Here is a 12,494-nt window from a genome sequence, read left to right as displayed (position 1 = left end):
AGGTCAATTTTTGAATGAGATGAGGGGGTTATGACGTGATGCTAAATGCATCGCCGTCTTCTTTTATAATCATGTCTGCGCTTGCCAAAATCGTATGTGAGCCAGGCTGGAAATGGCAAAAACGCGAAAGACCCATGCAGAATTATGATTTGTTCTATGTATGGAGCGGTGAAGGCACGGTCGAGCTCAATGACGAGCCCTTTGCTGTGGGAAAAGGAAGCTGCTTCCTGTTCCGACCAGGAGATCATACGAGTGCGACGCACAATCCGCAGAAACCGCTCGTATTGACATATATCCATTTTGATGTGGCCGACCCGGTGCAACATATCCCTGCATCCTATCGCAAGCTGACGGAAACGATGGATTTTGAATATTTGCTCGCGCGCTACGTGCGTTTGTATCTGGACAAGCCCTATGGATCATTGGAGGAGGGGCAGCTTATTCTGAAACAGCTGATGATTCATCTGCTGCGTTCGGATCTTGCTGAGCCGGTGGTCAAAAAAGCAAGCAATCAGCTGTCAGAGGCTATCCATGAAATCGCAAATTATGTCCGTCAGCACCCGGGGGTTCCCCATCGGGTAGAGGATTTGGCCGCTAGAGCGGGGTTGTCCCCCCGTTACTTCTCGATCAAGTTCAAGGAACTGATCGGCACGCCGGTGCAATCTTACATCATTCAGATGCGGATCGAGCGAGCGCAGCATCTGCTGCTGCATCAAGGCATGAACGTAACGGAGGTAGCCGACGCGCTGGGTTACCGGGATATTTTCTTTTTTAGCCGGCAATTTAAGCAGTACACGGGCAAGAGCCCGTCCGAGATTCGGTGATTCCCTCGCCCTTCCATAACTTACCTGATTGGTGGGAGGGGTTAATGGTTTCATAACAAGCGATTTAGGGTAAAAAACGAGATACAGTTTTATTTTATGAAGGGGGGGGAGAGAGGAATGAGCCCAAGAAGACGGGTGCGTGGACGTTTCTTCAGCCGTGGTGGCTGCGCTATTTTCAGAAATCGCTTGCGCCGCATGAAGACAACGACTCAGGATCATCAGGATGTATGGTTTTAATTGAGACCTGGCCTACATACGGGTGGCGTTGAATCCCGTTATCATATACGCTTTTCTCTGGATGAACGCAAAAGGGAGCTAAATGGCTCCCTTTTTTCGATATGTTTTGGGGTCCCCGCAAAGTATTTGGAATAAGCATCGAAGCATAGGCTCCACTTTGTGGGGCTATTTAGTGGATACATATGTGGATAGGGGCTCTGATTGCGTTGTAAAAGGATGCATATACGGATAGGGATTCTGACGTTGCGAAATTTTGTTATATTAGGGATAAGCATAAAGCGTTGAAGGCAGGGTTTAAGAAAAAATGGCCGGGCAGGCATTTCAAATAACGGAAGGGTGATGGGAGTGAAGGAGAGAGTGGCATTGGCCGAGCAAGCGGTGATCCGGTGGTAACGACAGGAGCAGGAAAGGTTGCGCTGATCACGGGCGCGTCGAGCGGGTTCGGACTGCTCATCAGCTTGGAGCTGGCAAAAGCAGGTTATGACGTGGCAGCGGGTCTGCGCAGGCCGGAGGCGGCTGCAGAACTGTTGGCCCGAGCCGAACAAGCCGATGTTGTCGAGCGCATTCATGTATTTCAGCTGGATATCTGTATGGAGGAACAAGTCAAGGCTGCTGCCTTGGAGTTAGAGCAGAGGTATGGCCGCTTGGACGTGCTGGTGAACAATGCCGGGGAGGCGGTAGGCGGTATGGTGGAGGAAGTGCCGCTCAGCGGCTGGCGAAAGCAGATGGAGACGAATTTTTTCGGGACCGTATCGGTGACACAGCATATGCTGCCGCTGCTCCGGCGAACTGGAAAATCCAAAATTATTCTCATGAGCAGCATTAGCGGCGTGGTCGGATTTCCGGGTTATGGACCCTATGCGTCATCCAAATTTGCGCTGGAAGGGTTTGGCGAAAGCCTGTCCATGGAAGTGATGCCCTTTGGCATTGATGTTGTGCTGATCCAGCCTGGTGCCTATGGTACGCCGATCTGGAACAAAAGTTTTGGGGAGCTTACGGTGAAGGAAGGATCACCCTACAGCGGTCTGCTGAAGGGCGTGCTGGACTATTCCGAGCGGACAGCCAGAGGAAGCGGGGATCCGCAGGAGGTAGCCAGGCTTGTGGCAAAAATCGCGTGCATGTCCAAACCAAGGTTCCGCTATATGCTGCCCCGAGGCACGCGGCTGACCGCATGGATCAAGGGTGTACTGCCGGATCGGCTGTTTCAGCGGATCATTTATCGGGTGCTGGGCCGGCGTTAATCGCTCATGCAGCCAATGATTTATGGCCTTAACTTGTCATACGATGTTTGGTAAGGTAAATGGATGGAATTACCCTTTTCTGGCTGGGGACGGGTGAAGCAAACCGAGCAGTTCTCCCATCTTCACCTTGGAGCCGGGTTCCAGGTCACCGCGAGGGGTAAACGTGCCGTTCTCCGTCAAAAGCACAACTGTAGAGCCGAATTCAAAGTACGCGAGTTCATCGCCGATTTCGTATTTCTTCACGTTCTCGTCAGCATAACGGATGCTGCTTACGTTCATGGCTCCGACCTTCACGACGGCAACTTCGCCGAACTCATGCGCAATATAGGTAATGAGGCGCTCATTGCGGCTGAGCACATTCCGGATATGGGTCATCGCAAAATCGTTCACGGGGTAAACGCGTCCCTTCAAATGCTCGCTTTCCGCCTGAACACCGGTTACCGGGGAATGAATGCGATGATAGTCGGTCGGGCTTAAATACAATACAAATGCATAACCGTGGATGTAGTTTTCCATTCTCGGTGATTTCGCGAGCAGCTCGCTCAAGGTATAATCCTGTCCCTTAACGCTCAGAATGGTACCGGCGTTGACGACGCCCATTGCCGAAATTGTGGCATCGACTGGGCTTACCATGGCGTCGGCGGTGTCATCTATGGCGCGGAGGCCTATTTTTAACCGGCGGGAAAAGAACTCGTTCAGTGAGCGGTATTCGTTGATTTCTTTCTCCGCTTCGTGCGCCGGAATTTGATAAATTCGTATGAATGCAGGTATTAGATGACGGCTCAGCCGGCTGTGGGAACAATGCCCCATGATTCGGGACAGCCACTTGCGGGAAGACAGCTCAGTCATCAGACGCAGCAATTGTTTAGCCATGTCATTCTCCTTTGTGCATAGGTGTCAGCAATAAACGTTGGTGGAAAAGCCAATCACTCTGATATTGACATAGAATGAGATGGAAATCAATAAATAGCCATTTTTGAAAAAAGGTTCTTGCTTATTCCGGAGTGAATGTGTATTTTAAAGTTAACATAAAACCGAATAGGAATACGGGGGCTTGAGTGAATCAGGCTGAGATTGCAGCTGTTATCCGCTGTTGACCGTTAATCTGAACTGGGTAATGCCAGCGTAGAGAATATCCGACCCTGCCTACATAGGGCCTATTTTTCCGTCTGCGCGTTTTTCCAGACGGTTTTTTGTTGTGTTTACACAAAAATAGAGGTGGAGAGGGGAATGTGTTGTTATGGGAACGTCTGTGCAAGAGAAGTTGGGGGTTCAGCCCCGAAAAGGACTGCGGTTAAGCGATATTTTGGTTACGGTACTGGTATCACTGGTGCTTGGCGTCATTTATCACTTCTGGGGTTCGGTTTACAATCTGTTAAAACCGCTGTTCTTTGAAGCGGATGAGTTGTTATACGGCATGTGGTTCGCTGCAGCCACGCTTGCTTACTTGTTGATCCGGAAGCCGGGAGTGGCCATTATCGCGGAAGTGGCGGCGGCCCACGTGGAAGTGCTGTTTGGCAGCGGCTGGGGATTGACCCTGCTGCTGTATGGCCTCATTCAAGGACTGGGGGCTGAATTGGTATTCGCGGCGTTCCGTTATCGGAGCACCTCGGCGTGGACGCTGGCGATTGCCGGTGCCGGCGCAGCCATCGGCTCGATGATCATGGACTTCTATTACAGCTATACGGATGACCTGCAGACGTGGATGTTCCTCGCTAAATACGGTATGCGGGTACTTAGCGGCGCCGTCATTGCAGGCCTTCTTATGCTCCTGCTGGCTAAAGCGCTCGACCGTACGGGCGTGACATCCCTGCTCCGTCCTGCGTCGAAGAAGGATTACGAAGCACTGGATGATCCGCGCCATGTCTAATGCCACGGTTAGCCCGGTTTCGGCTCAGTCTGCTGAGATGCTTCCGGAACCGGCCGTGTATGTGGAGGGATTGCGTCTGAAGTATCCGGGCGAGGAGCGATTGATGTTCAAAGACCTCTCCTTCTCGGCTGTCCGCGGGGAGAAGGTGCTGCTGCTCGGTCCGAGCGGCTGTGGCAAATCCACGCTGCTGCAGGTGCTTAGCGGGATGTTTCCCCGCGCAACGGAGGTGCCGATGAAATGCGGGGCCCAGCTGATTCCGCGCTCTTGGGGTTATGTATTTCAAGATCCGGATACCCAGTTCTGTATGCCGTACGTGGATGAAGAGCTGGCTTTCGTACTGGAAAATCTAAGTGTCCCTCGTGACGAGATGAAGGATCGGATGCAAGCGGCCCTGCGCGAGGTGGGGCTTGATCTTGAGGAGCCTCATATGCCGATCGGGCATCTGTCCCAAGGCATGAAGCAGCGACTTGCGCTGGCATCGGCTCTGCTGCTGGAGCCGGAAGTGCTGTTCCTTGACGAGCCGTCTGCGCTGCTCGACCCGGAAGGCAGGGAGCAAATCTGGTCCGCGGTGAAGGCCGTTTCGGAAGGGCGCACGCTGATCATCGTGGAGCACCGGATTGAAGAAATGGCCAAATACGTGGATCGTGTCGTGCTGTTCAGCCCGGATGGGGTGATTCTGGGCGAAGGTCCCCCAGCAGCGATATTCGCTGAATACGAGAAGGAACTTCAAACATATGGAATCTGGTATCCCGGCGTATGGGAAGATTACGAGCAGACCCGGGCGGGCAGAGAGTTGTTTGCTCCTGTCAACGGGCTTGGCGATGAGCTGGGTAATCTCCTGTATGAGGCTGCTCCTCCGTACCCTCAACGTGGAGAGCCTGTCATTCAGCTGGCCGATTTCAGGGGAATGCGATGGGATAAACCTGTCATCACCCTCCCTTCGGCAAAGGTGTTTCCGGGACAATTCATTGCGGTGGTAGGGCCGAACGGAGCAGGCAAAAGCTCGCTGCTGCTCAGTTTGATGGGGCTGCTTCGCACCGAAGGGACCTATGTACTCTGCGGGGAAGAGGTCATTCAGGGCAAACGCAGGAAGGTGCGGAAGAAGAGAGAGCGGCAGCTGCGCCAAATCGGATTCGTGTTTCAGAATCCGGAGCTTCAATTCCTGACGGAACGCATCGGGGATGAGGTGGTTTACTCGCTGCTGGTGGATCATGTGCCGCCGGAAGAAGCGCAGGCGCAGGCCGACCGCTGTCTGGAACGCTTTGGACTGACGGGCATGGAGGCCAGGCATCCGTACCAGCTGTCGACAGGTCAAAAGCGTCGCTTGAGCGTGGCTACGGCCATGGCAAGACAGCCGTCCGTCCTGCTCCTGGATGAGCCGACCTTCGGACAGGATGCGCGGAATACGTTCGCGATTCTGGAGATGTGCGAGCAGCTGCGCCGCGCGGGAACCGCCATTCTCATGGTGACGCATGAAATGGAGATCGCGCAGCGGGTCGCCACGCATATATGGGAAATCCGGGAGGGGCAGTTGACGTCAAGCATGCCTTCCCCCCGATGGTCTGGCGGGATTGCATCCGAGCAGGCGGCTAAGGGAGTGAATGGCGCTGCCGACCCTCATGGTACCTTTGCCGGGGCCGATCAACGCCTCACGGGGGTGAACGCATGAATATATGGAACCCCGTGCGGATCACTTGGCTGCACCGGGCGAATCCGGTGGTGAAGCTGGGACTGATCTGTGCGCTGTTTTTCATGACGGTGTTAACCCATGATCTTGATTTTGTTATGTATCAGGCCTTTATCTTTATGGTCTGCCTCGTGGTGCTCAGCGGGGTGAAGCCGTGGAAAATGCTGTTGTTCTTCATTCCGTTTCTGCTTGCCTTCATATCGTCCGCCTCTTCCATGATGCTGTTCGGTAAGGGGGAGACGATCTGGTGGGAGTGGGGGTTGTTCCGGGTATCGGAAGAAAGCTTCTACCGGGGGCTGCATCTGGGCTTTAAGGGAATTGCCTTTGCCTCGGAGGGGCTGCTGCTCGTTACGACAACGTCCTCGGTGGATTTATTCTACAGCCTGATGCAGAAGCTGAGGCTGGCGCCGAAGTATGCCTACAGCTTCATGGCTTCGATCCGGCTGCTGCCCATGGTGTGGGAGGAATATGTAATCCGCCGCCAAGCCTTGAAGGTACGAGGAGTCCGCCCGATTCGCGGAGTTCGCGGCATGGTCAACCGCGCAGGACTGTATGTGGTGCCGCTGCTGGCGCAGAGTATCCGCCGGGCCCATCGGGTAGCCGCCGCGATGGAGGCCAAGCAATTTGACGGCGATCAGGCGAAGTCCAGGACGTATTATTACCCGTCGCATTACTCGCGCTATGACCTTCTCGTCATAGGTTTACTCGCAGTTGCCGCCTGCTGCGCTTATGCGGCAGCCGGATATTTTCCTTGGTTCGGCATTGGCGACGTACGGTTTGATTAAAGGGTTGTTTTCTCAATGAGAGCCTGCTTAAGGTATATAAGCGGGTTCTTTTTTTATGAGATCAGATTAACTCCAGAGGGCCTAGCTCGCAAGAAAACTTTCTATTGTAAGCGGCGTTCTGGCTCCTGATAAAATGCACGGATCGCGTTTTTCTTCTCACGTATATTTTATAGAAATCATGTCTGGATTTCATGCGGATCGAGGCGTTATAATACTAGCGGTACCGAAAACGTATTTGCAGTACCAGAAGGGGAGTTTGTTCACTTGCGCGAGCGAATATTGAATGAAACAATCCGCTTGATTCAGCGGCAGGGATTTACTTTTACGGTTAGTGATCTGGCCCGCGGCCTTGCAATTAGTAAACGGACGATCTATGAGCACTTTTCATCCAAGGAAGAGATTGTCGAACATATCATCGACGGAATGATCCGGCATATTCAGCAGCGCGAACATGAAATTGCGGGGGATGAGGAGCTTACCGTTCTGGAGAAGATTCATCAGATTCTAATCTGTCTGCCGCAGGAGATGGAGAAGATGGATTTGGGAATGCTGCCGGATCTGAAGCGCTCGCATTATGCGCAATGGGAGAAGTTGGACACCTTTTTCAGAGAGGAATGGGGCATTGTTACTGAGCTGATGGAGCAGGGGATGGCCGAGGGAAGTATCAAACGAATTCATATGCCGCTATTCATTGATCTGTATCTCGGCTCGCTCCATCAGATTTATGATTCGAGGGCAACGGTGAAGCATCAATTGCCGCTAGGGGAGTTGCTGCAGTCCGTCATGGACATCTTATTGTTCGGCATTGCCGCAGAGAAACGGGAGGAGTCTTGAGATTATGCATTGGTTATATTTAAGTTTGGCTATTCTATTTGAAGTGGCTGGGACACTGAACATGAAGCTGTCGGAGGGATTCAGCAAACCGCTGCCCAGCGTGCTGCTGGTGGTGTTCTATATTTGCAGCTTGAGCTTCCTGACGCTGAGCTTGAAGCAGATTGAAATATCCGTAGCTTACGCGATCTGGTCGGGACTTGGCATCATGATCATTACCGTCATCGGTTATATGTTCTTTGCGGAGCAGATTAATGGTCTGAAAATATTCTCGATCCTGCTGATCATCGCGGGGGTCGTTCTGCTGAATCTATCCGGCAGCGCACATGCGCAGGAACAACCAAAGACGCACCAGTCCGGTCACTAAGGGCGATAGAATGAACCGGAATCTGCGGAAGAGCCGTACTCGTGCGGCTCTTGTTCCGCTGCAATAATGTACTATGCCCCGCTTCGCTTCCGGCTCTATAATGGCAAAGGAAATTCCTTTGTTAGGAGCTATCATCATGAATCTATCTTCGTTTTTTATTTACTGTTTTATCGTGGCATTCTCGCCGGGGCCATCCAATATCGTCATATTGTCTTCAGTCCAAAATTCCGGCATGAAGAAGACCTTGCGCTACATCGCCGGTGCCTCCATCGCTTTTTTCTTATTAATCGCCGCTTCGGTCGTATTAGGCCAGCTGCTGTCTACCAGCATGCCGATCATACTGCCGATCCTGCGGATCGTCGGCTGTCTGTTCATGCTGTATCTCACGTATCAAGTATATACCCTGGACGTATCCCGGTCCGGCACTAATCAAACGGCGTCTTTCACGTCCGGCTTTCTGATGCAGTTTCTCAATCCGAAGGTGGTATTGTTCACGCTGACGGTCATTCCCAGCTACGTCATGCCGTATTATACGGCAGGCCCTGTCATCTCGGCGTTTGTTGTCGCGGTATCGTTAATCGGGCTATCCGCGTATATGACCTGGGCCGTGTGCGGTAGCCTTTTTCAAGGAATTATGCAAAAATATCGGAGAACGACCAACACGATCCTGGCTTTGTTTCTGCTGTACTCGGCAATCGTCGTATCCGGCATACCGGAGCTCATAAAGGGGTGATGGAAGATGGAGCAGTTTATTTATAAAAAAGCGGTGGGCATTACGGCGTTGTCCGCGAGCCTGACGGATTTCAAATATAAAAAGCATTATCACGAGGAGTATGCCCTCGGCGTCACGCTGCGCGGCATTCAGAAGTACTCGCTGGACGGCAGTCAGCAGGCTTCTTACCAAAGCGGGGTTATGCTGTTCCATCCGGAGCAGAAACATGATGGCTGGTCCCAGGAACGAACGGGCATCGATTATGTGATGATATACATTCATCCAGAGTTATTCCTGGAATTGATTCAGAAAAAGGATATCGTCCGGTTCCAATCCCCGATTGTCTATCATGCCGGGCTGCGGAAGAGCATCCTGGATGTGACGAGATCCATCTTCACCGGTGAGCCGGAGGCTAGAAGCAGCGAGCTGCTTCTGGGTTTGGCGGGGCATTTTAATGAGGATATTCTGAATCCTGATAGCCGGAAGGACAGTATGTTTACGCGGAAGGCGAAAGATATGATGCAGGATCATCTGGAGCATGTTCTCCGTTTGGACGAATTAAGCGGGGAGTTCGGGATGTCGAAGTATCAGTTCATCCGTACCTTTAAAGCGAATACGGGTCTGTCTCCGTATCAGTATTATCTGAATTGCAAAGTGGAGCACGCCAAGCAGCTGATCGAGGACAGCCGGGATGTATATCAGGCCGTTACCCAGTGCGGCTTCACGGATCTTGCCCATTTGAATCGGCATTTTAAGAATGTGTACGGCACGACGGCGTTTGATTATATGTCCCATCTGGATAAGTAAAAGCGGGCTGCAGGGCAGATATACCATGCGGATTTTGATATATGGCCTAGGGATGTTAATCTGTATTTGGATTATTTGATATTACTCAGGCGTTAGCCGGATGGAAGGAATCGTTCGAATGGAATATATCTATGAATCAGCCCAGCGCAGCTACGAGGATTTCGCCAGCGGCCGAGTTCTGTATAATGCGCAGGGAACGACTTCGTTTCCTGTCAGACTAGCCAGCGAGATTGCCCAGCGGTGCTTTCAACTATTGGAGAAAAAAGGGGTACAGGAGCCGTATACATTATTCGATCCCTGCTGCGGCGGGGCGTATCTGTTAACGGTGGTTGGGCTGCTGCACGGGCAGCGCATTCATCGCGTGATCGGCTCCGACATTAACGCGGAGGTGCTCGGAATAGCCGGGAAGAACCTGTCGCTGCTCCGTGAAGAGGGGCTGGAACAACGCACCGAACAGCTGAAAGAACTGTTGGCGTTGTATCATAAGCCGTCCCACCAGGATGCACTGCAAAGCGCTGGCCGATTGAGGGAGCTGCTAAGGTCGTCCCGGGTGGAAGAGACGGTTTGTTTTCAAGCTGATATAACTCAACTGGAGGAGAGTCTGGCATCCTGCAAGGGAACCCACATCGTCATGACCGATCTCCCTTATGGTGACCTGGTTAGCTGGGGTGGTGGAAGCAATGAGCCGGTGGAGGATTTCTTTAACGGCATTCATTCCATCCTGAATCCTTCTTGTTCCGTGGTTGCCGTCATATCCGACAAAGGGCAAAAATTAAAGCATGACCGGTTTCAAAGGATTCAGCATGCGAAGGTGGGCAAACGACAGGTAGCCATCTTTGAACCGCTTTGAACGGAGGATTGGGGACCGAACCATAGAAGCTCCGCCCGTTTCTGCTGCTAACCAAGTGTATGAACTCCAAAGAGGCTTCCATAGCAACCCGCTTTTGACGTCATAGTCAAGAGCGGGTTGTTCTTCTTACCCGGAGGAGGGAGTTACTATTTGGAATCCTATATCACAAGAAGAGAACACATGTTCGTTTAAAATCTAAAAAAATATAGCATTTCTTGTGGAATGCCAGCTCGTAGATAGAACTCGTGTAAGGACTCACCCGGTCCTGGAGCCAGACCCGCCGTCAGTAGGGCAATGGCAAAGCGGTTCGCTTGCCGCTCCAGTTTGCCGGGACTGAAATAGGAATGCTCCTCCAGAAAAAAGCGGCTGATTCCCTTATGGAGACGGTCATGCCCGAGCTCATGCGCGCATACGAAGCGCTGCCATGGCGGCGGCAGCTGATTGTGGATGACGATGAATCTCCGCCTTAGCTTACGGAAATACAGCCCTTTGGTCGTTTGGCCTAAATCGGCAAATCGAATATGTATGCCCAAGGAAGTCGCAATTTCAAAAGGGCAGTTGGTATGATGTTTTTTGATCAGCTGACGGATTAAGGGTTGTAAATGATCATCCATGCCGGTTCACCTGCAATATTGGTTTTGGTTGAATCGTTGTAATCGGTATGTATCTCCTTACCATGTAGATTTATTTCTTGCGCTTGTTCATCTGCTTGGCTTCCCAGAACAGTCCGGTCAGGACGTCCTTGATGCGCTGTTTGTCCTCCTCGTTCAGAGGGACGCCGTCAAACATGAGCTCACCGTCATCCTCAAGCATTTTCTTGAAATCCCGTTTATCCCTGGAGGTTGCCCAAACGGGAGCCGAGATGTCTTCGTGCTTGGCAGCATCTTGCTGGAGATAACCTGCTTTATTCATCAACTCTTCATAGGGAACTTCGAGTGCCTCCGCCATTTTGCGAAGCGTTTGCGGCTTGGGTATGCCCCGCAGCCCATTCTCGATCCGGGAGATTTGTGATCCGCTGATGTCGGCAGCCTGGGCCAACTGATTGATGCTCCAGCCTTTGTTCTCCCTCATCTCTTTCAAGTATGATCCAAATATGTGATCCACGTTCCGGCCACTCCTCACCATAGTCACCATAGTCCATCTAAAACATCTACATATAGTATAAACACATCCCTCTCCTTTGCCAACAGGTAAAATAAAAGAGAGTATTATTGCCAAAAGGCAAGAATATGAAAGGTATGATCCATATTCTCCTGAATAGTTCGCCCATTTGAAGGTTTACGCCGGTCTCCAAATAGTGGTATATTAATGAAAAATACGAACAATATACGAACACTTGATATGAGACAAACTTCTGCCAAATGGCAAAGCAAACCTCGACAACGACAATCAAAAGGGGAGTGTTTTTCGAATGAACCCATTTTTACCGGAATTGGATCGCAGAAAGACCCAAAATGCTGTTGAAGCGATATTCGAGAAATATCGTATCTATAAAACCATTACATTCGAAGTCAGGGAGACGAGCGTGACCGCATCCTACACGGAACGATTCCACGGACCGACCAACGTCACCTCGGATCAAACGGCAGCGGTTGCCATATATAATGTAGATATGCCTGCGGCCAGGAAGCAGTATTGCGAGACGATCGAGTCGATCGTGGAACGGCTTGGCGACCGGGAACAAACTCTCATTCGGGAACGGTATATGAAACAAGACGACGTATTTGATTACAAGGTGTACAACTATATCCTCGAACCGCCGGTCAGCAAGGATACGTATACCAAGATCCGCACCCGAGCCTTCTATAAACTGGCACTGGCTTTAGCTGACAGGGGGCTGCTGAAGCTGCAGGAATTGGAGAAAGTCGCAAAGAGCAAAATGAGCTGATAAGCGCCGAGCGTGAATAATCAAAACGAGCCAAAACCGGAGGACCTCAGAATGGAGGCCCTCCGGTTTTTTTCTGTTTCAAGTCGAGGGCGACGTTGCCTGAGATAGAGACCAAGAGGGCTTATAAAATACGAACATGAGTTCGTACTATTTTCCGCCGACATTCCACTTAAAGTTCCGCATTATCCGTCCTATAAGACGTCAGCGCATCCGATTTAAGGGTGTAAGATTGTATTATCGGAAATGAAGTTAAACAGAGCATACCGAACACACACAGTGTAGATGTGAGCCGGCCTTAAGAAGGACCGGTTTTTTGCTGCGGCTTTAGGCTTTGATTTCTTCATTTCCGATCCCTATATGAATTAGAAAGGAGGGGGCCGTGTTGCGCAAGCATG

At 51.4% G+C, this 12,494-nt stretch carries 14 protein-coding genes and 1 riboswitch; of the genes, 11 read left to right on the top strand and 3 right to left on the bottom strand.

Annotated features, from left to right (window positions below):
- Positions 1-38 precede the first annotated feature (38 nt).
- Positions 39-824: a helix-turn-helix domain-containing protein gene (locus tag J7E85_RS11495; protein WP_076324797.1), complete on the top strand. Its 786-nt coding sequence runs from the start codon at positions 39-41 to the stop codon at positions 822-824.
- A gap of 623 nt (positions 825-1,447) precedes the next feature.
- Positions 1,448-2,302, top strand: a complete 855-nt coding sequence (locus tag J7E85_RS11490) for an SDR family oxidoreductase (protein ID WP_215157894.1) — start codon at positions 1,448-1,450, stop codon at positions 2,300-2,302.
- A gap of 69 nt (positions 2,303-2,371) precedes the next feature.
- Here the strand turns inward: J7E85_RS11490 and asd are convergent, their stop codons facing one another.
- Entirely contained in the window at positions 2,372-3,175 is an 804-nt protein-coding gene (gene asd / locus J7E85_RS11485) for an archaetidylserine decarboxylase (RefSeq protein WP_076324795.1), read from the bottom strand.
- Positions 3,176-3,338: 163 nt separating this feature from the next.
- Positions 3,339-3,451: riboswitch (TPP riboswitch) on the top strand.
- Positions 3,452-3,542: 91 nt separating this feature from the next.
- On the opposite strand from asd, the gene J7E85_RS11480 reads away from it, so the two are divergent.
- From J7E85_RS11480 to J7E85_RS11445, 8 genes are all read left to right on the top strand, one after another.
- On the top strand, positions 3,543-4,172 hold the full coding sequence (locus tag J7E85_RS11480; RefSeq protein WP_100539197.1) for an ECF transporter S component: 630 nt from the start codon (positions 3,543-3,545) through the stop codon (positions 4,170-4,172).
- A complete protein-coding gene (locus J7E85_RS11475) occupies positions 4,165-5,841 on the top strand; it encodes an ABC transporter ATP-binding protein (protein ID WP_215157893.1) in 1,677 nt (558 codons plus the stop codon). The genes J7E85_RS11480 and J7E85_RS11475 overlap by 8 nt, the downstream gene beginning before the upstream one ends.
- A complete protein-coding gene (locus tag J7E85_RS11470) occupies positions 5,838-6,644 on the top strand; it encodes an energy-coupling factor transporter transmembrane component T family protein (protein ID WP_215157891.1) in 807 nt (268 codons plus the stop codon). Before J7E85_RS11475 ends, J7E85_RS11470 begins: the two co-directional genes overlap by 4 nt.
- A 264-nt stretch (positions 6,645-6,908) precedes the next feature.
- A complete protein-coding gene (locus J7E85_RS11465) occupies positions 6,909-7,478 on the top strand; it encodes a TetR/AcrR family transcriptional regulator (RefSeq protein WP_076324791.1) in 570 nt (189 codons plus the stop codon).
- Between the two features lie 4 nt (positions 7,479-7,482).
- The gene (locus J7E85_RS11460; RefSeq protein WP_076324790.1) at positions 7,483-7,842 is read left to right on the top strand and encodes a DMT family transporter; all 360 of its coding nucleotides are present in this window, start codon (positions 7,483-7,485) and stop codon (positions 7,840-7,842) included.
- 136 nt (positions 7,843-7,978) lie between these two features.
- Entirely contained in the window at positions 7,979-8,575 is a 597-nt protein-coding gene (locus J7E85_RS11455; protein ID WP_215157889.1) for a LysE family translocator, read from the top strand.
- Between the two features lie 6 nt (positions 8,576-8,581).
- A complete protein-coding gene (locus J7E85_RS11450) occupies positions 8,582-9,361 on the top strand; it encodes an AraC family transcriptional regulator (RefSeq protein ID WP_098748821.1) in 780 nt (259 codons plus the stop codon).
- Positions 9,362-9,479: 118 nt separating this feature from the next.
- Positions 9,480-10,211 carry a hypothetical protein gene (locus J7E85_RS11445; protein WP_215157886.1) on the top strand — a complete coding sequence of 244 codons (732 nt, stop codon included), beginning with the start codon at positions 9,480-9,482 and terminating at the stop codon, positions 10,209-10,211.
- A 188-nt stretch (positions 10,212-10,399) separates the two neighbouring features.
- On the opposite strand, the gene J7E85_RS11440 is transcribed toward J7E85_RS11445, so the two are convergent.
- Positions 10,400-10,825: an ImmA/IrrE family metallo-endopeptidase gene (locus tag J7E85_RS11440; RefSeq protein ID WP_076324780.1), complete on the bottom strand. Its 426-nt coding sequence runs from the start codon at positions 10,823-10,825 to the stop codon at positions 10,400-10,402.
- Between the two features lie 70 nt (positions 10,826-10,895).
- A complete protein-coding gene (locus J7E85_RS11435; protein ID WP_215157884.1) occupies positions 10,896-11,315 on the bottom strand; it encodes a helix-turn-helix domain-containing protein in 420 nt (139 codons plus the stop codon).
- Between the two features lie 307 nt (positions 11,316-11,622).
- On the opposite strand from J7E85_RS11435, the gene J7E85_RS11430 reads away from it, so the two are divergent.
- Entirely contained in the window at positions 11,623-12,099 is a 477-nt protein-coding gene (locus J7E85_RS11430) for an ArpU family phage packaging/lysis transcriptional regulator (RefSeq protein ID WP_215157882.1), read from the top strand.
- The last annotated feature ends 395 nt before the right edge of the window (positions 12,100-12,494 follow it).

This window comes from Paenibacillus sp. ISL-20, assembly GCF_018613005.1.
Classification (GTDB): domain Bacteria; phylum Bacillota; class Bacilli; order Paenibacillales; family Paenibacillaceae; genus Paenibacillus_AQ.
This window is presented reverse-complemented; position numbering and strand designations above follow the sequence as displayed.

Excerpts from the sequence above, each read along its gene's own strand:
- J7E85_RS11495 (WP_076324797.1), top strand. The coding sequence starts at position 39 with ATGCTAAATGCATCGCCGTCTTCTTTTATAATCATGTCTGCGCTTGCC.
- asd (WP_076324795.1), bottom strand. The coding sequence starts at position 3,175 with ATGGCTAAACAATTGCTGCGTCTGATGACTGAGCTGTCTTCCCGCAAG.
- J7E85_RS11480 (WP_100539197.1), top strand. The coding sequence starts at position 3,543 with ATGGGAACGTCTGTGCAAGAGAAGTTGGGGGTTCAGCCCCGAAAAGGA.
- J7E85_RS11475 (WP_215157893.1), top strand. The coding sequence starts at position 4,165 with ATGTCTAATGCCACGGTTAGCCCGGTTTCGGCTCAGTCTGCTGAGATG.
- J7E85_RS11470 (WP_215157891.1), top strand. The coding sequence starts at position 5,838 with ATGAATATATGGAACCCCGTGCGGATCACTTGGCTGCACCGGGCGAAT.
- J7E85_RS11460 (WP_076324790.1), top strand. The coding sequence starts at position 7,483 with ATGCATTGGTTATATTTAAGTTTGGCTATTCTATTTGAAGTGGCTGGG.
- J7E85_RS11455 (WP_215157889.1), top strand. The coding sequence starts at position 7,979 with ATGAATCTATCTTCGTTTTTTATTTACTGTTTTATCGTGGCATTCTCG.
- J7E85_RS11450 (WP_098748821.1), top strand. The coding sequence starts at position 8,582 with ATGGAGCAGTTTATTTATAAAAAAGCGGTGGGCATTACGGCGTTGTCC.
- J7E85_RS11445 (WP_215157886.1), top strand. The coding sequence starts at position 9,480 with ATGGAATATATCTATGAATCAGCCCAGCGCAGCTACGAGGATTTCGCC.
- J7E85_RS11440 (WP_076324780.1), bottom strand. The coding sequence starts at position 10,825 with ATGGATGATCATTTACAACCCTTAATCCGTCAGCTGATCAAAAAACAT.
- J7E85_RS11430 (WP_215157882.1), top strand. The coding sequence starts at position 11,623 with ATGAACCCATTTTTACCGGAATTGGATCGCAGAAAGACCCAAAATGCT.